The sequence below is a fragment of the Streptosporangium lutulentum genome (assembly GCF_030811455.1).
Lineage (GTDB): Bacteria > Actinomycetota > Actinomycetes > Streptosporangiales > Streptosporangiaceae > Streptosporangium > Streptosporangium lutulentum.
Genome location: NZ_JAUSQU010000001.1, coordinates 5,801,616 through 5,823,419 on the forward strand (window position 1 = coordinate 5,801,616; position 21,804 = coordinate 5,823,419).

Here is a 21,804-nt window from a genome sequence, read left to right on the forward strand (position 1 = left end):
CGGTCGGTACCAGGATCAGCGCGGTAAGGCGCGAGCGAACGCGCCAGTTTCTCAGGCCGAACCGAGCGACAGGCCGCTTGCCACGATCGCGTGCCGGAACACCCCCGCCATCGGTTGTCGCAGTCGTCACCGCTCTCGCTACCCCCCACCATCACGACACAAGTGGAATTCATCAGACCACAAGGTCACGGAAAAGGTTTGGCAAAGCCGACATATCGGGCTTAATCGTTACGAAGGAGACGGATGAGACGGATGAGCGGTTGACGACGGTTACCGCAGGGCGGCCAGCACCTGGTCGCGTACCTGCGCCCGCTGGACCTCGTCGGTCAGGGGGCGGCCGGCCCTGTCAACCACGTAGAAGACGTCAACCGCCTCTGCGCCGAGAGTCTCCACACATGCCGCTCTCACGTCAAGGCCACATTCACCAAATGCTCTACCGATTCGCCACAGAAGTCCTGGGCGATCATGCGCGCGCACCTCGATGACGGTCGCCGTATTGGACGCGTCGTCCACGAGCGTGACCCGGGGCGGCGCCACGGGCACCCGGGTCGGACGCAACGATCTGGTCCTCCTGGCCAGACGCTGCTCGATGTCGAGCCGACCGGCCAGGACCAGCCGCAGATCGGCCTCCAGCGTCGCGGGGTCGGGCGGCGAGCCGTACTCGGGAATGACCGAGAACTCGATCACGGCGGTCGATCCCGCCGAGGCCGCCGAGGCGGCGCGGACCACCATCCGGTGCGCGGCGAGCACTCCGGCGGCACGCCAGAGCAGCCCGGCCCGGTCGGGCGCGACCACGGTGACCGCTCCCCCGTTGATCCGTACGGCCCCGCCCCCGTGACGGGCCAGGGACGCCTGCTCCACCGAGAGTGAGGGCGCGGGCGGAAGAGGCGTGCCGGAGAGCACCGAACGGACCCGTCGCACGAGATCCGCGACCAGCGAGGCCTTCCAGGAGTTCCAGGCGGCGGGCCCTGTGGCGTGGCCGTCGGCCACGGCGAGGGCGGCCAGCAGTTCGAGCACCTCGCGCGAGCCCACGGCCTCGGCCACCCGGGAGATCGTCACCGGGTCGTCCAGGTCGCGCCGGGTGGCGGTCTCGGGAAGCAGCAGATGATGCCGGACCACGGTCTCCACGATGTCCACGTCCGCGGGGGGCAGGCCCATCCGGGTGCCGATGTCCCGCGCGACGACGGCACCCATGGTGGAGTGGTCGCCGGGATATCCCTTGCCGATGTCGTGCAGGAGCGCGGAGATGAGCAGCAGGTCGGGCCGGGACACCTCACGGGTGAACGAGGCGGCCCCGGCCGCCGCCTCGATCAGGTGCCGGTCCACGGTGTAGCGGTGCACCGGGTTGCGCTGCGGGCGGTGCCGCACCCGCTCCCAGTCGGGCAGCAGCCGGACCAGCACCCCCGCCTGGTCGAGCTCCTCCCAGACCGGAACGGCCGCGCGCCCGGCGCCGAGCAGGGCGACCAGCGCGTCTCGCGCCTCGTCCGGCCAGGGCACGGGGAGCGGCGGCGACTGCGCGGCCAGCGTGGTGACGGTGGCCGGCGCGAGCGGCAGCCCCGCCTCCGCCGCCGCGGCGGCGGCGCGCAGGATGAGCACCGGGTCCTTGCGCGGGTTGACCCCGCGGGCGAGCACCACCTCACCGCCGTGCTCGACGACGCCGTCGGCGAGCGGGCGGCGCCCCCTCGGTGCGGGGCCTGTCAGCAGCCGGTCCACGGTGCGCCAGGTGGCGTCGAAGGCGTGGCCGATCGTCCGGGCGGCCTCGGCCAGCCTGCGCATCAGCGCCTCGGCGTCGAGCAGTCCGAGGTTCCCGGCGACCGCGTCCTGTTCCTGGAGCACCAGCCGGTCCGCGCCGCGGGCGGTCACCAGGTGCAGGCCGTGCCGGATGTCGAGCAGGAGCTCGTAGGCCTCGCGGACCCGTGGGCCCGGGGCCGAGGCGACCCAGGCCGCCGCCACCGCCTGCATCGCCTGCACGTCGCGGATCCCGCCGCGCGCGTCCTTGAGGTCGGGTTCGAGCAGGAACGCCAGTTCACCGCTCGCCTCGGCCCGTTTGTCCGTGGCGTCGCGCAGCTCGCCCAGACGGCGCCTGGAGTCGGCCCGCCACTCGGCGAGCACGATCTCGCGCGCCGACCGCGTCAGCTCGGGGTCCCCCGCCACGTGCCGGGCCTGGATCAGCCCGAGTACCGCCTTGAGATCCTCCCTGGCGACCTTGGCCGCCTCGTCGACGGTCCGGACCGAGTGGTCGAGACCGACGCCGGAGTCCCAGATCGGGTACCAGATGCGATCGGCGATGCGCGCCACGTCATCGCGCCCGTTGTGCAGCAGGACCAGGTCCAGGTCGCTGCCCGGGGCGAGTTCGGACCGCCCCAGGCTTCCAACCGCGACGAGCGCGACCCCGCTGAGGGCGCCGCGCTCATCGACGTTTCTCGTCGTTTCCCCGTTGTGCCCGTACGGCGTGCCGCAGGCGGTGCGGAGCAGGTCCGTCAGCCAGCGGTCGATGTCCGCGGCCCGCTCCTTGCGAGCCGCGGCGTACGAGCGAGTGTCGCCTCTCACCGGTTAGAGCGCCTCAGGTCCGCGTTCGCCGGTACGGACCCGGATCACGGTGTCCACGGGAACGGACCAGACCTTGCCGTCACCGATCTTCCCGGTCTGCGCGGCCTTGACGATGACGTCGATGACGTCCTCGGCGTCGTCCTCCTCCGCGAGCACCTCGACCCGGACCTTGGGCACCAGGTCCACCTGGTACTCGGCGCCCCGGTAGACCTCGGTGTGCCCGCGCTGGCGGCCGTACCCACTGGCCTCGCTGACCGTCATGCCCTTGATCCCGAACTGCTCCAGGGCGGCCTTCACGTCATCGAGCTTGAAGGGCTTGATGATCGCGGTGATGAGTCTCATCTAGATCCTTCCAGCGTGGAAATCCCGGGCTTTCCTCTTGGGAGGAAACACGGAGCGGTACCGCGTGATTCGGTAGTGTGTTCGGCGGTGGTGACAACCAAGCCACCGCACGTGTGATCAGTGGTGTCCTCGCCGCCGGGCTGGTGGAGAGGTGAAACGCCTGTGGAGGCGATGTAAGACCCAAGCGGTACAAGCCGGGCGGGCGGTTGCCGGTGAAGCAGGAAACCCGATCCGTGAGGGTCGGAATCCCTCGGCTTCAGCCGTGGGAAGGATGTCAAGCGTCCACCTTCTTAGACGCCGGGGCGGGAGCCGGACCGTTGACGGCGGCCACGCCCGAGGAGTGGATGGTGCCGAGGTCGTAACCGGTCTCGGCGTGGGAGGTGATGTCGACACCGGTGATCTCTTCTTCGGCTCCGATCCGGAAGCCCATCACCTTGTCAATGATCTTGGCGATGATCCAGGTGAGGATGAAGGAGTAGGCGCCGACCGCGACCGGGCCGAGGACCTGCAGGCCCAGCTGGGTCAGGCCACCGCCGTAGAACAGGCCGGTGCCCTGCTGCTCGAGGAAGGGGTAGGCGGCGAGGAACCCGAGGGAGACCGCGCCGATCACACCGCCGACCAGGTGCACGCCGACCACGTCGAGCGAGTCGTCGTAGCCGAGCTTGTACTTCAGGCCCACCGCGTAGGCACAGATCGCACCGGCCAGCAGGCCGATGACCATCGCCGCCCAGGGGTCGACGAAACCACAGGCGGGGGTGATGGCGACCAGGCCGGCGACGGCGCCGGAGGCGACGCCGAGGCTGGTGGCGTGGCCGTCGCGCAGCTTCTCGACCACGAGCCAGGCACCGGCCGCGACCGCGGTGGCGATCTGGGTGTTCATGAACGCGAGGCCGGCGGTCCCGTCCACGGCGAGCTCGGAGCCGGCGTTGAAGCCGAACCAGCCGAACCACAGCAGGCCGGCGCCGAGCAGCACCAGGGTCAGGTTGTGCGGCCGCATCGGCTCCTTGCGCCACCCGGCGCGCTTGCCGAGGACGAGCGCGAGGGCGAGGGCCGCGGCTCCCGCGTTGATGTGGACCACGGTGCCACCGGCGAAGTCCTCGATGCCGAGATTGAACAACCAGCCGTTGCCCCAGACCCAGTGGGCGACGGGGAAGTAGACGATGGTCACCCAGACGGCGCTGAAGAGCACCCAGGCGCCGAACTTCGCCCGGTCGGCGATGGCGCCGCTGATCAGGGCGACGGTGATGATCGCGAAGGTCAGCTGGAAGGCCGAGAAGACCAGGCTCGGCATTCCGGTGCCGTCGGCCTTGGTGGCCGTGTCGACCAGGCTCTGCAGCCCGAGGGCGTCGAAGCCGCCGACGAACCGGTTGACGAGCTCGTTGCCGTTGTCGGTGAAGGTCAGAGAGTGCCCGTAAAGGACCCAGGCGATGGTTACGGTGATGATGCTGACGAACGACATCATCATCATGTTCAGGACACTCTTGGCCCTGGTCATGCCCCCATAGAAGAACGCAAGGCCGGGAGTCATCAGCAGCACCAGCGCGGTGGCTGTGAGCATCCAGGCAGTGGTGCCGCTATCGATCTTCATTCGACGCGACCCTCCCTTACAAATGGCGTGTGGCCGATTTCACAGTCGCAGTGATCGCTTCCTGGGCTCCGTCGACCGGCCGCGCACTGACGTTGCGCAAAAGAGTGTTCTTCTGCCGTTTCAAGGCGTAACCCTGCGTGTTTCGCATCTGTGAATCTCGGTCACACGGTGTTTCGACGATGTTTCGGCCTGGCCTGGCTCTGACTCGGTGATGACCGCAACTAGACTTAGGTATGCCTTACCTAAAATTCTGAGGGGATTCCATGACCATCCGTATGGCCAAGGCCGCAGCCGCCGCCGTGCTGTCCATCGTCACCGTCGCCTCCTGCGGCGCATCCGGCGGTGATCAGGCTGCCGAGGGCCCGACCCGTACGATCAAGCACGCGATGGGCGAGACGAAGGTGCCCGAATCTCCCAAGCGGGTCGTCGTGCTGGACACCGACAAGCTCGACAGTCTGGCCACCCTGGGCTTCACCCCGGTCGGCGCGACGCAGGCGTCCGCGAACCAGACCTGGCCGAAATACCTGGGACCCGCGCTCGACTCCGTCAAGGTGGTCGGCACCATCCAAGAACCCAACCTCGAGGCCATCACCGCGCTCAAGCCGGACCTGATCCTCGGCTCGAAGTTCCGCCAGGAGCCCCTGTACGCCAAACTCAGCCAGATCGCGCCGACCGTGTTCACCGACAAGGTGGGGATCACCTGGAAGGAGAACTTCCTGCTCGACGCCGACGCACTGGGAAAGAAGGCACAGGGTGAGAAACTTCTCGCCGACTACCAGGCCCGAGCACAGGCCCTGGGGGGCTCCAAGGACGTCAAGGTGAGCATCGTGCGCTTCATGCCCGGCCCGATCCGGATGTACGGCCCCGAGTCGTTCAGCGGCATCGTCGTCGGCGACGCCGGTTTCGGCCGCCCCGCACCGCAGATGCTGCCCGACGTCGAGGACAAGCGCTTCGGTGAGCTGAGCCAGGAGAACCTCGCTCAGGCCGACGGCGACGTGCTCTTCTACACCGCCTTCGGCGACCAGGCGGTGCAGACCCAGGCCTCGGTCGTCGCGGGCCCGCTCTGGAAGAACCTGCCGGTGGTCAAGGACGGCAAGGCCCACAACGTGAACGACGAGACCTGGATGACCGGCATCGGCATCACCGCCGCCGGAAAGATCCTCGACGACCTGGAGAAGTACGCCAAGCCGTAACCGGCACGGCGAGAAGGGCGGCCGGCGCTCCCGGGTGCGAGTGGTACGGCCGTCTCGGTCGCGCTTCGCCCGGGTGGGGCTGTTCCTTGCCGGGTTCGAGTGGTGCGGCCGTCTCGGTCATACTTCGCCTGGGTGGGCTGTCATCCGTGTGCGCTGCGGCGGGCAGGGGGTGCGGCCGGCCGTCTCAGTTCAGGTGAAATCCCTTTGCCCGGAGATGAACGAAACATAGGCTGGCATCTCCATGCCTGTGTTCTCACCGACCGCGCTGGAGTCCGCCGCCCCATGAGCCACCCCTATCCGTCACCGACGCCGGCCCCCTCCGCCGCCGGTCCGAGCGGCGGCCCTCAGGCGCAACCCGCTGACCTCGCATCCGTACCTCGAGCGCCCGCCCCCTCCCCCGCGCCCGCCCCCCAGCCGCCCGCGTCCCCGTCCGGCACCACGCCGTCCCCGCCGCCCGCCAAGCCTGCGTCCGGCCCGCAGGTCCTTCCGCACCCGTCCTCACCTACGGCCTCGACCGCGCCGCAGGGGGTGAACGGCGGCTTCTCCGGCATCGATCCCGCCGCGATGGACGCCTTCGAGCGCGGGCTCGGCCGGGCGGAGGACGCCATCGGCCAGGGCGAGCCCCGCGTCCGCGCGGCCCTGGAAAAGCTGGACCTGGACACCTCGGCGCTGGGCGCCCTGCGCGAGGCACGGAGCTGGATCGGCACCAACCGCCCCGACCTGCGGCGGCGCAGCGAGACGATCCGCTCCGAACGCACCGAGTGGGGCGCCTCCGGCCTGCCCGGCGGCCTGGCCGCCTTCAACGAGTCCCTCTATGGCAAGTCCGCCCACAACCCCGACGTCTACGCCGCCGTCGTCAAGCTGACCGAGGCCGCCAAGAAGGGCGAGATCGACGCCAAGGCCGTGGCGGCGCTGGAGAAACGCACGGGTGACGCGACCTTCACCACAGCGCTGCTGACCGCACTGGGCGCGGCGACGTTCCGCGAGGCGATGGCCGAGGCGGCGGAGAACCGCGACAAAAAGAAGTCGGAGCAAGTACAGGCCGCCCTCAGCAAGGCTCTGGGAACGGCGAGCCCCAAGCTGGGCAAGGCCTGGCTCGACGCCTTCACCGCCGAGTCCGGCAACCACTGGGAACAGCGGCGCAACTACCAGGCGATCAGCCTGGCCCTCAAACACGGCACCTTCGCCACCGCCTTCCTGGTCGGCATCGCCAGAAAGGTCGAAGGGGCCAAGTACGTCAGGGCCATGGAGCCGCAGGCGATCATCGACGTGATGAACGCGCTAGGCCGCCATCCCGAGGCGGCTCAGGACTTCTTCGTCGGCGACCCCACCGCGCTGAAGCGCTATGTGACCGGGGGGAAGATGAACGACGGCGGCGTAGCCCTGGGCGAGGCCCTGAAAGCCGCCATGCTCCGCTTCCGCGACCACTCCGGCACCGCGGACAAGCCCTCACGCGGCTACTGGTCGGCGAAACTCGCCTCCGAGTTCGTCCACCTAGAAGCCAACCGCATCAAGAACCGCCAGCCTCCCGACTCGGCCGTGCAACCGACCTTCACGGGACTCGTACTGTCCGAGTACATCCGGGACGTCAACATTGTGGCCGAAAGCAAAGGCGATGGTGTTGTGCCCGGGGTGCGAAGTGCCGGCAATCCCAACGTACTCGAGCAGGACCCCTGGGGAGCGCAGTTCGACAAGACAGAGTTACGCCGGGTGATGAAAGAGGCGTTCGCGGACTCCCAGGCATTCTCCCATGTGGCCGCCGCTCAGACGGTGTTCGCTGGATGGCTTCTCGACAACGCCGCCCAGAACACGGACGCCGAACAGAGAAACAACGCGATCTTGTCCGGCGCAACACGGATCGGCGCGGGATTCAGCCTGATCACCGACGCGGCCGAACTGGTCAAGATCGAAGACGGCAAGGAACTGGACGAAGCACAGAAACAGAAGACGAAGGCATACCTGGCTGCGCTCAACACCGGCCTTGTCTTCCTCCCTCCGACGGGTGCATGGCCCATCGTGGCCGGTGTCGTGGGGGCGTGGACGGGAGTGGCCGAAGACGTCGTCAAGGGAGAGGCAGAGAGCGACGCCCGCGAAGCCGCCAACACCACCGTCGACCGAACCCGGAACCTTGTGCACGACCTCACCGCTCGATCCATGCTCAAGCATGGCTTGTTCGGTTCCGCCGAACCCCCCGCCTCTACTCACCCCTGGGCTTCGTTGGAAGACATAAAGAAAGGGGACGATCCTCGCGACAATCCCAACAACTTCCTCGAGGACGACGGCCAGACCCTCATGACCAGGAACGAGATGATCGACGAGAAAGCATCCAACGACATCGACAAAGACCGCAAACTCGAGGCTTACCAGCGATGGCTCAGCGGACCAGCGGGACAACCTTGGCGGGATGTCGAGAGTCGCCTGAATCAAGGATTCTCCGACGGCTTCACCCAATACGGATCATGATGAACAGACCCTTCAGCCCATTCGTTGCTCTGGTATGCGTGCTGGCCCTGTCCACTGCCTGCCGGAACGAAGAAGCCCCTCCGGTCGACCGCACCCCATTACCGACCGTGGCCGCCCCGCCGTACATCTGCGACCACATTCCACTGAAGGCCGTGGAGCTGATGACCGGCGTACGTGACCCGCTGGTCCGCGGTCACTTCAATCTCGAGAGCGACGAAAGTCTGAGGACGGGAGTCTGCGTAGTCCGCCGAAGAACCGACCAAGAGAACGTCCTCGTGATCAGCCTTTCACGAGGAGAGTATCGGGCGGCGGTCGAGGAGTATCTCGATGACGGCGCCGCACCGCTACCGGAGATCGTTCCCGGCTCCATCGGCGCTTACTTCCCGTCCCCGGTTGACGAGGACAATGCCGCGTCCGCCCATCTCCTCCAAGGCAAATCGTTGCTCTCCGTAAAGCTGGATATCGGCGTCGAGGGGCGGGACAACGCCGCCGATGTGGCGGCGATGATGAAGCTGATCGCGCCGAAGCTGATCACCGATGCCAGTGCCCCGTCCGCGAAGACCGCGTCTCCCTCCCCCACGAAGGACTGACCAGACGACCATGGCCGAGATGGTGCCCAATCCGCTTTACCAGGCGCTGGGAGAGGCGCTCCGGACGGTCGAGCCGCTGCTGGAGGAGGTCGAGAAGAACATCGAGACCCCATTCCAGGCCTTCCACTCCGGCAAGGTCTGGAACGGCCCTGCGGCCAAGCGCTTCGACGAGCAGCTCACCCACCACCGCACCCACCTCCGCACCTCGAGCGACAAGATCACCTCCGACCTCCGCCAGGCCCTGGCCCGCACCCCGCAACAGGTCACCGAAGAAGAAGCCAAGGCCATCAAAGCCCGCTACGGCCTTTCCTGAGCCTCGTAAGGCGGACCTCCCCGAGAGCGCGCCGCGGTCAGTGATCGCACTCAACGGCTTCGACACTCCGACGAAGCACGAGACCCGACAGGGGTGACGGAGCCGTCGGCCAACGTGGTCTGGGCGCGATCCCGACCTCGCGTCACCGTGAGACCGCAGAGCATCACCGTGAGACCGTGGGCGTCACCGTGAGACCATACGGTGCTCAGCCCTGCGCTCCTTTCCGAGGTGGCGCTTCAGCTACGGCGCCCTCCACCGGACGGTCCCGTACGGATCGCTTCAGCCACCCACAGCCCACCGAACGGCCGGAAAGAAAGCCACTACGGTCCGCACGCCGTACGGCAAGAACGCGTGCAGCGGAGGTGGGCGGGTGCTCCGGACGGCTTAAAAAGAGCCCGCGACCACCGCGCCCGCGCAGGCCGGAGGCCTGAACCACAAGACAGCAACCAAGACGGCCGTCCGGAGCACCCGCCCACCGCAGCGTGAACGGTGACGGAACCCACCGCAGCGTGAACAGCCATGGCCCCACCTCAGCGACAAAACCCACCACCGCGTGAACAGCCATGGAACCGTCGCAGCGACGAGACCCACCGCAAAGCACACCAAGCGGACCCGGTAAGAAAACCGATCCGGCACGGTCCAAACAGACCGTGCCGGATCGCAGGGGTCAGGCGGCCGTGGCCATCTTCCGCAGACGGGCCAGGGCGTCGCGCTCGATGCGGCGGGCGCGGTCGCGGCCGATGCCGTAGCGCTCGCCCACCTCGGTCAGCGTGTGCTCCCGCCCGTCCATCAGGCCGTAACGCCAGCGGAGCATCTCGCGGGTCTGGCCCTCCAGCTCGGTCAGCCACTCCTCCAGGCGCTCGCGCTCAAGGATGTCCATGGCCTGCTGCTCCGGATTGGCCCACGTATCGTCGGCGATCATGTCACCGAGCTCGGTCTCGTCCTCGTCACCGACACCGAGCTGGAGGGACACGGGGTCGGAGGCCCAGCGGCGCAGCTCGCGGACCCGCTCGATCGGCAGTTCGAGCACCGCGGCCAGGTCCGCGTCCGTCGGCTCCTGGTCGAACTCGGCCAGCATGTCGCGGCGGACCCGCATCAACCTGGTCATCTGCTCACCCGCGTGGGTGGGCAGGCGGACCGGCCGGGCCTGCTCGTGGATGGCGCGCCCCACGGACTGCCGGATCCACCAGGTCGCATACGTGGAGAACTTGTAACCACGTCGGTAGTCGAATTTCTCAACCGCACGGACCAGGCCCAGGTTCCCCTCCTGAACCAGATCGATCAGCGGCATTCCCCGCCCGGAATATTTGCGCGCGACCGCCACCACAAGACGTAGATTGGCCTCGATGAATTCATCCTTGGCCCGCTGTCCTGAAATAGCCAGTCGTTCAAGCTCCTCATCGGCGGCGTCCGCGACCCGCGGCTCCGCCAGCCCGCCGTCCAGCAACTGTTCCGCGAAGAGACCCGCCTCGATCCGCTTGGCGAGCTCGACTTCTTCCTCCGCGGTGAGCAGGGGCACACGTCCGATTTCTGCCAGGTAGGTCCCAAGCAGATCTCGATCAGAGACGTGCTGATCCTGCGTCCGATTCCCCGTCGGCCTTGCCATCCGATGGCACCTCGCTCCGCCTGCTTATGGCATATCCGCACACTGCCAATGGCCCCTTACATGCACGAACATGCCTCGTATCTAATCAACGGCCGAACCAGAGCAAAGATTCCCTCAAGAAGTACGCCTGGAGAACGGTTTTGGATTTCCTCCTCAAGGAGGATGCCTTCGGCCACACCGTTACAAACCACGCGACTTTCCCCGAGCATGGCGATCTAAACCAAGCCGTACGGACTCAGACCAGGCGGCGGCCCTCCTTCCAGACCTGCGCCACCAGCGGTACCCCCGGCCGGTAGGCGAGATGCACGTAGGCCGGGGCGTCGAGGATCACCAGATCGCCCCTGGCTCCCACCCTCAGCGTGCCGATGTCACTGCGACGCAGCGCCCTGGCGCCGCCGTACGTGGCGGCCCTGATCGCCTCCAGCGGCGTCATTCGCATCTCGCGCACCGCCAGCGCCACGCAGAACGACATGGAGGAGGTGAAGGACGAACCCGGGTTGCAGTCGGTGGCCAGCGCGACCGTCACCCCGGCGTCCAGCAGGCGCCGGGCGTCCGGGTACGGCGAGCGGGTGGAGAACTCGGCGCCGGGCAGCAGAGTGGCCACCACCCCCGCGGACGACAGCGCCTGAACGTCCTCGTCGGTCAGGTGGGTGCAGTGGTCGGCGGAGGCGGCGCCCACCTCGGCGGCGATCTGCGCGCCGGGGCCGTTGCCGAGCTGGTTGGCGTGGAGCCTGGGCAGCAGCCCCGCCTTCGCCCCGGCGAGCAGGATCTCCCGGGTCTGGTCGGCGTCGAACGCGCCGCGCTCGCAGAACACGTCGATCCATCTGGCGTACGGCGCGCAGGCCTCCAGCATCTCCCCGGTCACCGTGCGGACGTAATCGTCGGCCGAGGATGCGTCCGGCGGCACGACATGCGCCCCCAGGTAGGTGGTCTCCTCCGTGAACGCCTGGGCGATCTCCAGGCAGCGGCGCTCGTCCTCGACCGTGAGGCCGTAGCCGCTCTTGATCTCGACCGTGGTGGTGCCCTGGGCCAGCATCTCGGCGACCAGGGCGGCCGTCCGCGCCGCGAGCCGGACGTCGGTGGCGGCGCGGGTGGCCGCGACCGTGGTGCGGATGCCGCCGGCCGTGTAGGGCTCCCCCGACATGCGGGCGGCGAACTCGGCCGTGCGGTCTCCCGCGAAAACGAGGTGGGCATGGCTGTCCACGAACCCCGGGACGACGCACCGGCCGTCCACGTCCACCCGCTCGTCGGCACTGGGAGCGCCGCCGGCGGGGCCGACCCACACCACCTGCCCGTCGTCGACCACCAGAGCCGCGTTCTCCAGCTCCTCCCGCACCGGATCACCGGTGTAGAGCAGACCGATTCGATCAAAAAGAGTGCTCACAGGCCGTTCACCGCTCCCCATCCCGCCCATCGCTTCTCACCGCTGACCGCTTCCCAACCCACACACCGCTCCTCGCCGCTCTCCGGCCCGCCCGCCGTTTCCCACCGCCGGCCGCGCCCCACCACACTTTTCATCGTTCGCCGAGGGGCGGGCGTCACCTCAACCGGCCGGATCGCTCCGTGACGCGCGCGCCTCTTCTCTCATGCCCCTCGTCCTCCTCGCGCCTCGGCGATCGCCTCGCCGAGCATGGCGCCCACGTCACCGAGGACGTGACGGCCGTCGGCGACCACCTGACGACCGCCCGACACCACCGAGTGCACGTCGGCGGCCGTCGCGGCGAAGATCACCGCTTCGGGCGCGTCCGCCTGGGACGCGCCCGCCGTACGGACCGAGTCCAGGCGCACCGACACCAGGTCGGCCCAGGCGCCCGCCAGGAGCATGCCCCCGTCGGGGAAGCCGAGCGAGGCGTGCCCCGCGACGGTGGCGGCCGCCAGGAGTTCGGCGGCCGACCAGTGGCCGCGCCGCTCGGTGGCCAGCCGCTCGTCCAGTTCGACCGCGCGGGCCTCCTCGAACAGGTCGATGACCGCGTGGCTGTCGGAGCCGAGCGTGATCGGCGAACCCGTGTCGAACAGCGCCCTGGCCGGACCGATGCCGTCGGCGAGGTCGCGCTCGGTCGTCGGGCACATGCACACGTGGGTGCGTCCGCCGCCGAGCACCGCGATGTCCACGTCGGACAGGTGCGTGGCGTGCACGACGGTCGAGCGGGGGCCCAGCGCGCCGTACTCGCTCAGCAGCTGGACGGGACTGGCGGCGTACCTCTCCACGCAGGCGGTGTTCTCCGCCCGCTGCTCGGACACATGGGCGTGCAGCGGGACCGCGTGACGCTGGGAGAACTCGGCGACCGTGTGCATCTGCTCGGCGGGGACCGCGCGGACCGAGTGGATGGCAACGCCGATCTCCACGTCCCGGGCGCTGCGGTAACACTTCGTGAGGGACTCCGTCCGGATGGCCCACCGCTCCGCGTCTCCGTCGCCGAACCGCAGCTGGACGCCGTCCAGCGGGGTGCCGACGCCGCCGGTCAGGTAGCAGGTGTCCAGCAACGTGATCCGCAGACCCGCCTCCCGCGCGGCCTGGACCAGTGCGTGGCCCATGGCGTTCGGGTCGGCGTACGGCCTGCCGCCGGGGGTGTGGTGGAGGTAGTGGAACTCCCCGACACAGGTGATCCCCGCCAGCACCATCTCCGCGAACGTGGCCCTGGCGAGCTTGAGATAGGAATCGGGATCCAGCGTCGCGGCCACCCCGTACATCTGCTCGCGCCAGGTCCAGAAGCTGCCCTTCTCCCGCTGCGTCGCCCCGCGCAGGGCGCGGTGGAAGGCGTGGGAGTGCGCGTTGGCCAGGCCGGGGACGGTCAGCCCGCGGAGCCGTACGGCTCCCTCGGGAGGAGAGGCCACGCCGGGGGTGACCTCGGCGATCCGGGAGCCCTCGACCTTGACGAGCACTCCCGCCGCGACCTCGCCCGGCGGCAGCCAGGCCAGCTCGCACCAGTAGGTCAGCTCCCGCACAGGTCCTCCAGGGCTGCGGCGAGGGCGGTGACTCCCGCATGGCAGTCAGCCGTCTCGGCGTGTTCGTCCGGAGAGTGTGAGATGCCCGTTGGATTGCGAACGAACACCATCGCGCTGGGCACGCCCGCGGACGCGAGGATCCCGGCGTCGTGACCGGCTCCGGTCGCCAGGACGGGGGCGCCCCCGACGGCCGTGGCGATCCGCTCCCTCAGGGCCACGTCGAAGTCGACGACCGGGGTCCACGACTCGGCGGAGACCTCGGCGCCGGAGAACTCGGTCAGCTCGGCGACCAGCGCCCTGACCGCGTCCTCCTCGCCGCCTCTGGCGTCCAGCCAGGCGCTGACCAGGCCGGGGATGGCGTTGGCGTTGTTGGGCGAGACCCGGAACCGGCCGAAGGTGGCCACCACGCCGCCCCGTTCGGCGGCCTCGCGGGCCCGCAGCACGGTCCGGGCGAGGGGCAGCATCGGATCGTCGCGGTCCTCCAGACGGGTGGTGCCCGCGTGGTTGGCCTGCCCCCGGAAGTCGAACCGCCAGCGGCCGTGCGGCCAGATGGCCGAGGCCACGCCGACGGGCGCGTCCCGGTGGACCAGGTCCTGGCCCTGCTCGACGTGGAGTTCCACGAACACGCCGACGTGCCCGAGGGTCTCGGGGTCACGGCCCAGCTCGCCGGGGTCGCGCCCGGCCCTGCGCAGCGCCTCGGCCAGCGAGTCGCCCTCGTCGTCGGTCAGGCCGCGGGCCCTGTCCGGGTCGAGCACCCCGGTGAGCAGCCGGGAGCCCATGCACGGGACACCGAACCTGGCGCCCTCCTCGTCGGTGAAACAGGCGATCCCCAGGGGGCGGCCGGGCTCGAAGCCGCGGGCTCGGAGCAGGTCGAGGGCGGCGAAACCCGACACGACGCCGAGGGGGCCGTCGAAGGCGCCGCCCTGCCGTACCGAGTCGAGGTGGCTGCCCGTGACCACGCCCGGCCGCTCCGACGGGTCTCCCCACCAGGCCCACAGGTTGCCGTTGCGATCCTCACGCAGGTCGAGACCGCGCCTGGCGGCCTCCTGGCGGAACCATTCCCTGAGCTCCAGATCAACGGGCGACCACGCGTCGCGCAGGTAGCCTCGGGTCCGGCCGTCACGTCCGAGGTGCTCAATGGCACCCCACATCTCGTCGAACACCCTCCCATTATGTGAATGGGACCATTCATTGGCGAACTGCGCTCACGACGAAATCCCCGGAACGGCAGGACCTCGGGCAACGTGCCCCGGTCTCTCACCCGGTCGGGGACGGCCGGGCGGGCGGCTCCCGGCCGCCCCGGCCTCTCAGCTCGGCGGCCCGTCCGACGGACGGACGGTGATCTCTGTGACGTGGGCGTCCGGAGAAGCCGTCAGGGCCGCAAGCGCCGCCCGGGCCACCGAGTCGGGGTCCAGGTATTTCTCCGGCTCGTAGGCCCCGCCCTCCTGCGCCCGGACCTCGCGCTGCATGTCGGTGGCGGTCCGTCCCGGGTAGACGGTCGTCACCCGGAGGGCGGGCTCCTCCGCCCGGAGCGCGTCGGCGAGGGCGCGCAGCGCGAACTTGCTGGCCGAGTACGAGGCCCAGCCGGGGTTGGACCGCTGTCCCGACCCCGAGTTGATCAGCACGACCTGGCCGCGCGCAGCGCGCAGCGCGGGCAGCAGCAGCCGGGTCAGCTCGGCCACCGCGACCACGTTGATCTCCATCGTGCGCCGCCAGACCTCGGCCGGGGTCTCCTCGATGCGCCCCAGGGCCATCACGCCCGCGCTGTGCACCAGCACGTCGAGCCGGTCGATCCCGGCGACGTCGGCCTCGGTGACGGAGGTGAGCTCGACCGGCCAGGGCCGTGCGCCGGGCAGGCCGTCGCACACCTTGGCCAGGGCGTCGGCGTCCCGGCCGCCGAGCAGCAGGTCGTATGTGGGGGCCAGGGCGTGCGCGATCGCGGCCCCGACCCCTCGTGAGGCTCCGGTGACCAGCGCGGTCGGTCGTTCAGACATGCGGGCCACCCTACTCGTGGCGGAATGTCCCAGGCTCCGGGCGCTCCAGGGTGAGAGCGTAAACGTTGTGCGGGTAACGGTGGTCGTCCGGCCGGATCCTGACCTCCTCGGCCGCCGCCTCCAGGATCACGCACCGGTACCACTCGCCGTCCTCCAGGAACTCCCAGCGGCGCATCAGCACCTCCAGGCCGGTCCGGTGGACCTCCTCGGACGCCTCCTCCTCCGAGCGCGGCTCCCCCAGCGGATAGCCGAACACCGTCAGGGGCTCCCATGCCTCGCCGGCCGGCCGGATGAAGCCCAGCAGGGCACCGTCGTCGTCACGCCTGATCTCTCGCATGGTTGACACCATATACAAACTTTAATACAAATTTGTATATGTCCTCCACTCGTGTCCTCCTCCTCGGCGTCCTTTTCGACGGCCCCCTGCACGGCTACGAGATACGGCGCCGCCTCGAACTCATGGGCACCCAGCACTGGGCCAACGTGGCCTACGGCTCGATCTACCACGGGCTGGGCAAGATGGCCGACGAGGGCCTGCTGGAGCGGGTGGAGGAGGGCAAGGGCGGCAAGACCGTCTATGCGATCACCGATATCGGCCGGGCCGAGTTCAGGCGGCAGCTGATGAGCAACTGGTGGGAGATCAAGCCCATCGTGGACCCGTTCCAGGTGGCTCTCACCTTCATGGACCGGCTGGAGCCCTCCGAGCTGAAGTCCGCGATGGAGGCCAGGGCCGCCCAGCTCCGGTTCGCCGTCGAGATGACCCAACGCGCCATAGGCGCCAAGGCGGGCTTCGGCGCCCCCCGGCACATCGACGAATGCCTGCGACTCAACATCCTTCAGCTCCAGGCCCAGCTGACCTGGGTCGACGAGGCCACGGAGAAGGTCAGGAACGGCACTCTCCCCTGAAGAACCGGTTGGGGCCCTCCGGGGAGGAGGGCCCCGCTCCTCTCCCCGGAACCCTCGCTCCCTGCGGAGCGCGCCCTCCCACCGCCACGGAACCCGTTCCTCGGGCCTCTTCACGGCGCCCTTTCGTTCACACTCCCGCTGATGCTGCTCGCGGGCATGATGCTGCCGATCTCGCTCGGACGCGAGTGGATGCAGACGGTGGCCGGGTTCAACCCGCTCTACCACTCGGTCGAGGCCGGCCGGGCGCTGTTCGCCGATGACTTCTCCGACGGCTCGATCCCGCTGGCCTTCGGCCTCTTCCTGGTGCTGGCCGTGTTCTCCCTCGGCTGGGCGGTCCGCTCGATAAAGCGCATCGCGGGCTGAACGATCCGCCGGGGCGGAGGGATCAGTCGAGCTGACCGGTGAAGACGCCGGCCTGGTCGGTCATCCGTTCGTACTCCTCCAGCCTGGCCCTCGTCCGCAACGGCGCCGCGTCCGCCATGGCCTCCACCAGCACCATGGCCAGGGCGAGCGGCGCCGCGTGCGAGTCGAAGACCAGCCGCTCGCCGACCGGAGCGTCCAGGATCACGTCGGCCTCGAAGGGCACGTCACACCGGTCGGTGATCACCGCGGTCCGCAGTCCCATCTCGTGGGCGCTCTTGAGCGCCTGTACGGCCTCGGCCGGGTAGCGGGGAAGGATCACCGCGATCAGCCAGCCCGCGCCCGCCCTGCGCGCGGCGTGCAGGCCGTCGGCGAGCTCGGAGCCGCCGTGGGTCAGCAGGCGGACGTCGGGATGGATCCGGCGGGCGAAGTAGGCGAACGTGGTGGCCAGCCCGCTCGACACCCGCAGCCCCAGCACCGGCAGGGGCTCGCATCCGGCCAGTGTGGTGCCCAGTTCCACGATGGCCGAGGGGTCGGCCAGTCCCTGCCGCACGCTTCGCAGATTCTCGATCTCCACGTCGATCGCGGTCTGCAGGTCGTTGGCCCGCGACGAGCTCCGCCCGCCCACGACGAGCGGCCGGAGCGCCTGCCTGAGCTCGGGGTATCCCGCGAAGCCGAGCACCATGGCGAACCTGGTCACCGACGGCTGGCTCACCCCGGCCCGCTCGGCCAGCTCGACACTGGACAGGAAGATGGCCTCGGCCAGGTGGTCGCCGAGGTAACGCGCGATCCGCCGCTGCACGGGCGACAGCCTCCGACCCTCCAGAAGCTGATCGAGTCCGTCCCCCACGCCCCCTCCAACCGCTCGACACCCCACGAGCATTCCCTCCGGCCCGCCCCCTGTTGTTCATACACCGGGATCGGGCCGGAGGCGCTGTCTTCAGGATTCGCGCATCGGAATGCGGACGTCGCGCTCCTCCGCGACCGTGACGGCATCGTCGTAGCCGGCGTCGACGTGACGGATCACGCCCATGCCGGGGTCGTTGGTGAGGACCCGGTTGAGCTTCTCGGCGCTGAGCTTGGTGCCGTCGGCGACGGTGACCTGGCCGGCGTGGATGGAACGGCCGATGCCGACGCCGCCGCCGTGGTGGATGGAGACCCAGGCGGCGCCGGAGGCCACGTTGAGCATGGCGTTGAGCAGCGGCCAGTCGGCGATCGCGTCGGAGCCGTCGGCCATGCCCTCGGTCTCCCGGTACGGGCTCGCGACGCTGCCGCAGTCGAGGTGGTCACGGCCGATCACCAGCGGGGCCTCGATCTCGCCGGAGGCCACCATGTCGTTGAAACGCTCCCCCGCCAGGTGGCGCTCGCCGTACCCGAGCCAGCAGATCCGCGCGGGCAGTCCCTGGAAGTGGACCTTCTCCTGGGCCATCCGGATCCACCTGGACAACGGCTCGTTGTCCGGGAACAGCTCCAGGATCGCCCGGTCGGTCTTGGCGATGTCCTGGGCGGATCCGGACAGCGCCGCCCAGCGGAACGGGCCCTTGCCCTCGCAGAACAGCGGCCGGATGTAGGCGGGCACGAAGCCGGGGAAGTCAAAGGCCCGGCCGTAGCCCGCGAGCTGCGCCTCGCCCCGGATCGAGTTGCCGTAGTCGAAGACCTCGGCGCCCGCGTCCTGGAAGCCGACCATGGCCTCGACGTGCCTGGCCATGGACTCGCGCGCCCTCCGGGTGAAGGCGGCCGGGTCCTTCTCCCGCTCGGCGGCCATGTCCGCGAAGGCCATGCCGGCCGGCAGGTACATGAGCGGGTCGTGCGCCGACGTCTGGTCGGTGACGATGTCGATCTCGGCGCCCCTGCGGAGCAGTTCGGGCACGACCTCGGCCGCGTTGCCCTCGACGCCAATGCTCAGCGGCCTGCCCTGGTCACGGGCCTCGTAGGCGAGACGCAGCGCCTCGTCGATGTCCTCGGCCTTCACGTCCAGGTAGCGGTGCTCGATCCGCCGGTCGATCGACCTCGGGTCGCAGTCGACGCAGATGACCACGCCGCCGTTCATGGTCACGGCCAGCGGCTGGGCGCCGCCCATGCCGCCGAGCCCGGCGGTCAGCGTGATCGTCCCGGAGAGGTCCGCCGTCGAACCGGCGGCGTGCAGCGGCTTCCTGGCGGCGAGCTTGGCCGCGACGGCCGCGAAGGTCTCGTAGGTTCCCTGCAGGATGCCCTGGGTGCCGATGTAGATCCAGGACCCGGCCGTCATCTGCCCGTACATGGTCAGGCCCGCGGCCTCCAGGCGGCGGAACTCCTCCCAGTTCGCCCAGTCGGGCACCAGGTTGGAGTTGGCGATGAGCACCCGCGGCGCCCATTCGTGCGTGCGGAACACCCCGACGGGGCGGCCGGACTGCACCAGGAGCGTCTCGTCGCCCTCCAGCGTGGTCAGCGTGCGGGTGATCGCGTCGAAGGAACGCCAGTCGCGCGCGGCCTTGCCCGAACCGCCGTAGACGACGAGTTCCTCCGGATGCTCGGCGACCTCGGGATCCAGATTGTTCTGGATCATGCGAAGCGCGGCCTCCTGCGGCCACCCCTTGGCGGTGAGCGTGGTGCCGCGCGGTGCGCGCACGATCCGGCTGCCGGTCATGGCCGAGCCTCCCCATCAGACCTGAATGAACGCATTCATATTTGTCACTCAAAGGCCACAGGTCAACCCGGAGAACGCGGATCACCCCAAACCCGCAGGTCGTCTCGGAGGAGGGGGCACTTCCAGGCGACACACCCTGGAAGTACCCCCGACCTCTGGTCGCCGTCACGATCATCGCCCAGTACTCATCCCGCACGGACGAGTCCGGGGGTCGAGTTCGGCAAGCGCCCGATGGACGCCCTTACGCGAAGGAGAGGCTCCGCACAGGCGGAGATGCCCGGTTTTCACGGCGGCGAATCAGCTGATGTACCCGATGTCCGAACGATCTCCCTACTCACCCCGCACATTTACATGATTCATGCCGAACGCGGGAAGCGGGCTGGTCCGGCGATAGTCATGACCTGGGGAAACCGCTCTCAGGTGGGGAGCAGGAACTGGGTGGCGGCGAGTTCGCGGTAGAGGTCGTCGCCGGCGAGCAGTTCCCCGTGGGTGCCGACGGCCCGCACCCGGCCCGCCTCCATCACCACGATCCGGTCGGCGCTGGTCACCGTGGACAGACGATGGGCGATCACCAGCACGGTCGTCTCCGCCGCCACCTCGGCGATCACCTCGCGGAGCCGTAGCTCGTTGACCGCGTCGAGCTGCGAGGTGGCCTCGTCGAGCAGGAGCAGCCGGGGGGTGCGCAGCAGGGCGCGGGCGATGGCGACCCGCTGACGCTCACCGCCGGAGAGCATGATCCCGCGATGGCCGACCCTGGTCTCCAGCCCCTCGGGCAGCCGGGAGACCAGGTCCTCCAGACGGGTCCGCGCGAGCACCCGCCAGATGTCGGCCTCCTCCACCTCCGGCGCGGCGAAGACGAGGTTCTCCCTGAGCGTGCCGTCCAGCACCGGCGCGTCCTGCTCGACGTAGCCGAGGCAGGCGCGGAGCTCGGCCAGCGGCCACCGCCTGATGTCGCGGCCGTCGACCGTGATCGTTCCGGCCTGCTGCTCGTAGAACCGTTCGAGCAGGGTGAACACGGTGGACTTGCCCGCGCCCGAGGGGCCGACCAGGGCGGTCAGCCCGCCCGCGGGAACCTCGAAGGAGACGTCGTCGTGGACGATCTGCCGGTCGTCTCCGTAGCGGAAGGCCACCCCTTCGAAGCGGACCCCCGCCGGGGTCCTGCCGACGTGGTAGACCGTGTCGTCCGACTCCTCGGCCGGGAGCTCCTCGATCTCCCGGATCCGCCTCACCGCCGCCAGGCCGTTCTGCACCTGCGTGAACCCCTGGATCAACTGGCCCATCGGAGCGACGAGGTAGAACAGGTAGAGCAGGAACGCGATCAGCGAGGACACCTCCAGCGTGCCGGAGGCGACCCGCGCTCCACCCACTCCGAGCACGGTCACGAAGGCGATCTGCGCGGAGAGCCACGCGGAGACCCCTGCGATCGAGGTCAGCCAGGCCACCGCGATGCCCCGGTCCCGCGCCTCCCTGGCCGCCTCTCCCACCGTGGCGATCTCGCGCTCTTCGGCGCCGCTGGCCTTGACCGTGCGGAAGGCCTGCAGCACCCGGTCGAGCACCGCGCCCATCTCGCCCACCGCGACCTGCGCCTGCAGGGAGGCCTTCCGGATCCGCGGCATGACCAGGCCCACGAGCGAACCCACCACGACCAGGATCGCCAGCGTGATGAGCAGCAGCGGCCCGTCCATGATCGCCATCATCACGACGGCGCCCACGAGCATGAACACCGCGCTGATCGTCTCCACGACGCCGTCGGTGAACACCGCCCGGAGCAACGTGGTGTCCGAGGTCACCCGGGACAGCAGGTCCCCCGGCTTGAGCCGGTCCACCTCGGACACTCGCAGCCGCAGCATCCGGTCCACGAGGCTGCGGCGGGCGGAGAACACGATGCCCTCGCCCATCCGTTCCAGCACGTATCTGCCGAGCGCGCCGATGCCCGCGCCCAGGAGCACCACGGCCGTCAGGCCCAGCACCGGCCCGAGCAGGGAGCGTTGCTCGCCGAAGGCGTCGATCACGGCCTTGGCGAGCAGCGGCATCGCCAGCCCGGCCCCGGTGCCGACGAGGCTGAGCACCCCTCCCAGCAGCAAGGCCCGTTTGTGTGGACGGATATACCCAAATAAGAGCCGCCAGGATGCAGGCTCGGACGCTGCGGGCTCGGACACTGCCGTCTCCTCTGGGCCGACATGATCGGCCCCCGGCGGCCGCCCTTCCTGTCTACCTCGCACGCGATCACCCTGAGCCTCTCGCCCGATTCCGTTACGTGGCCGAAATCCAACGATGTCAACATAAATTGACACCGTCGAGCGTGTCAACCGAAATTGACATCAAGG

18 protein-coding genes are annotated in these 21,804 nt (G+C 69.3%); 6 read left to right on the forward strand and 12 right to left on the reverse strand.

From position 1 onward, the window contains the following. Positions 1 to 270: 270 nt before the first annotated feature. The 3 genes from J2853_RS25795 to J2853_RS25805 form a co-directional block, all read right to left on the reverse strand. On the reverse strand, positions 271 to 2,550 hold the full coding sequence (locus tag J2853_RS25795; RefSeq protein WP_307562228.1) for a [protein-PII] uridylyltransferase: 2,280 nt from the start codon (positions 2,548 to 2,550) through the stop codon (positions 271 to 273). 3 nt (positions 2,551 to 2,553) lie between these two features. Continuing rightward, complete coding sequence (locus J2853_RS25800; RefSeq protein WP_307562230.1) at positions 2,554 to 2,892, reverse strand: P-II family nitrogen regulator; 339 nt, start codon at positions 2,890 to 2,892, stop codon at positions 2,554 to 2,556. 274 nt (positions 2,893 to 3,166) lie between these two features. Then, on the reverse strand, positions 3,167 to 4,480 hold the full coding sequence (locus J2853_RS25805) for an ammonium transporter (protein ID WP_307562232.1): 1,314 nt from the start codon (positions 4,478 to 4,480) through the stop codon (positions 3,167 to 3,169). 263 nt (positions 4,481 to 4,743) lie between these two features. Between J2853_RS25805 and J2853_RS25810 the strand changes: the two genes are divergently transcribed. The 4 genes from J2853_RS25810 to J2853_RS25825 all read left to right on the forward strand — a co-directional run bounded on the left by J2853_RS25810 (position 4,744) and on the right by J2853_RS25825 (position 9,039). Beyond that, a complete protein-coding gene (locus J2853_RS25810; RefSeq protein WP_307562234.1) occupies positions 4,744 to 5,673 on the forward strand; it encodes an ABC transporter substrate-binding protein in 930 nt (309 codons plus the stop codon). 282 nt (positions 5,674 to 5,955) lie between these two features. Beyond that, positions 5,956 to 8,136, forward strand: coding sequence for a hypothetical protein (locus J2853_RS25815; protein ID WP_307562236.1), 2,181 nt, complete (start codon positions 5,956 to 5,958; stop codon positions 8,134 to 8,136). Next, positions 8,133 to 8,726: a hypothetical protein gene (locus tag J2853_RS25820; RefSeq protein ID WP_307562238.1), complete on the forward strand. Its 594-nt coding sequence runs from the start codon at positions 8,133 to 8,135 to the stop codon at positions 8,724 to 8,726. The genes J2853_RS25815 and J2853_RS25820 overlap by 4 nt, the downstream gene beginning before the upstream one ends. 19 nt (positions 8,727 to 8,745) lie before the next feature. Further along, positions 8,746 to 9,039, forward strand: a complete 294-nt coding sequence (locus J2853_RS25825) for a hypothetical protein (RefSeq protein ID WP_307562240.1) — start codon at positions 8,746 to 8,748, stop codon at positions 9,037 to 9,039. Positions 9,040 to 9,706: 667 nt separating this feature from the next. Here the strand turns inward: J2853_RS25825 and J2853_RS25830 are convergent. The 6 genes from J2853_RS25830 to J2853_RS25855 all read right to left on the reverse strand — a co-directional run bounded on the left by J2853_RS25830 (position 9,707) and on the right by J2853_RS25855 (position 15,922). Continuing rightward, positions 9,707 to 10,645 carry a sigma-70 family RNA polymerase sigma factor gene (locus J2853_RS25830; protein ID WP_307562242.1) on the reverse strand — a complete coding sequence of 313 codons (939 nt, stop codon included), beginning with the start codon at positions 10,643 to 10,645 and terminating at the stop codon, positions 9,707 to 9,709. Positions 10,646 to 10,880: 235 nt separating this feature from the next. Then, complete coding sequence (gene hutI / locus J2853_RS25835) at positions 10,881 to 12,050, reverse strand: imidazolonepropionase (RefSeq protein WP_370879335.1); 1,170 nt, start codon at positions 12,048 to 12,050, stop codon at positions 10,881 to 10,883. Positions 12,051 to 12,229: 179 nt separating this feature from the next. Continuing rightward, a complete protein-coding gene (locus J2853_RS25840; RefSeq protein WP_307562246.1) occupies positions 12,230 to 13,591 on the reverse strand; it encodes a formimidoylglutamate deiminase in 1,362 nt (453 codons plus the stop codon). Next, positions 13,579 to 14,742 (reverse strand): allantoate amidohydrolase, encoded by a 1,164-nt coding sequence (locus tag J2853_RS25845; protein WP_307568817.1) that lies wholly within the window; start codon positions 14,740 to 14,742, stop codon positions 13,579 to 13,581. The genes J2853_RS25840 and J2853_RS25845 overlap by 13 nt, the downstream gene beginning before the upstream one ends. A 156-nt stretch (positions 14,743 to 14,898) precedes the next feature. Beyond that, positions 14,899 to 15,585 (reverse strand): SDR family oxidoreductase, encoded by a 687-nt coding sequence (locus J2853_RS25850; protein ID WP_307562248.1) that lies wholly within the window; start codon positions 15,583 to 15,585, stop codon positions 14,899 to 14,901. A 10-nt stretch (positions 15,586 to 15,595) separates the two neighbouring features. Beyond that, positions 15,596 to 15,922: a hypothetical protein gene (locus J2853_RS25855; protein WP_307562250.1), complete on the reverse strand. Its 327-nt coding sequence runs from the start codon at positions 15,920 to 15,922 to the stop codon at positions 15,596 to 15,598. A gap of 38 nt (positions 15,923 to 15,960) precedes the next feature. Here J2853_RS25855 and J2853_RS25860 point away from each other — a divergent pair, with 38 nt between their 5' ends. Both J2853_RS25860 and J2853_RS25865 read left to right on the forward strand, forming a co-directional pair. After that, positions 15,961 to 16,491: a PadR family transcriptional regulator gene (locus J2853_RS25860; protein ID WP_307562253.1), complete on the forward strand. Its 531-nt coding sequence runs from the start codon at positions 15,961 to 15,963 to the stop codon at positions 16,489 to 16,491. Between the two features lie 141 nt (positions 16,492 to 16,632). After that, positions 16,633 to 16,854 carry a hypothetical protein gene (locus J2853_RS25865; RefSeq protein WP_370879336.1) on the forward strand — a complete coding sequence of 74 codons (222 nt, stop codon included), beginning with the start codon at positions 16,633 to 16,635 and terminating at the stop codon, positions 16,852 to 16,854. A 22-nt stretch (positions 16,855 to 16,876) separates the two neighbouring features. Here the strand turns inward: J2853_RS25865 and J2853_RS25870 are convergent, their stop codons facing one another. The 3 genes from J2853_RS25870 to J2853_RS25880 all read right to left on the reverse strand — a co-directional run bounded on the left by J2853_RS25870 (position 16,877) and on the right by J2853_RS25880 (position 21,561). Then, complete coding sequence (locus J2853_RS25870) at positions 16,877 to 17,701, reverse strand: MurR/RpiR family transcriptional regulator (RefSeq protein WP_307562255.1); 825 nt, start codon at positions 17,699 to 17,701, stop codon at positions 16,877 to 16,879. A gap of 90 nt (positions 17,702 to 17,791) precedes the next feature. Next, positions 17,792 to 19,477 carry a urocanate hydratase gene (gene hutU, locus J2853_RS25875; protein ID WP_307562258.1) on the reverse strand — a complete coding sequence of 562 codons (1,686 nt, stop codon included), beginning with the start codon at positions 19,475 to 19,477 and terminating at the stop codon, positions 17,792 to 17,794. 416 nt (positions 19,478 to 19,893) lie between these two features. Continuing rightward, positions 19,894 to 21,561, reverse strand: coding sequence for an ABC transporter ATP-binding protein (locus tag J2853_RS25880; protein ID WP_307562260.1), 1,668 nt, complete (start codon positions 21,559 to 21,561; stop codon positions 19,894 to 19,896). Positions 21,562 to 21,804 lie beyond the last annotated feature (243 nt).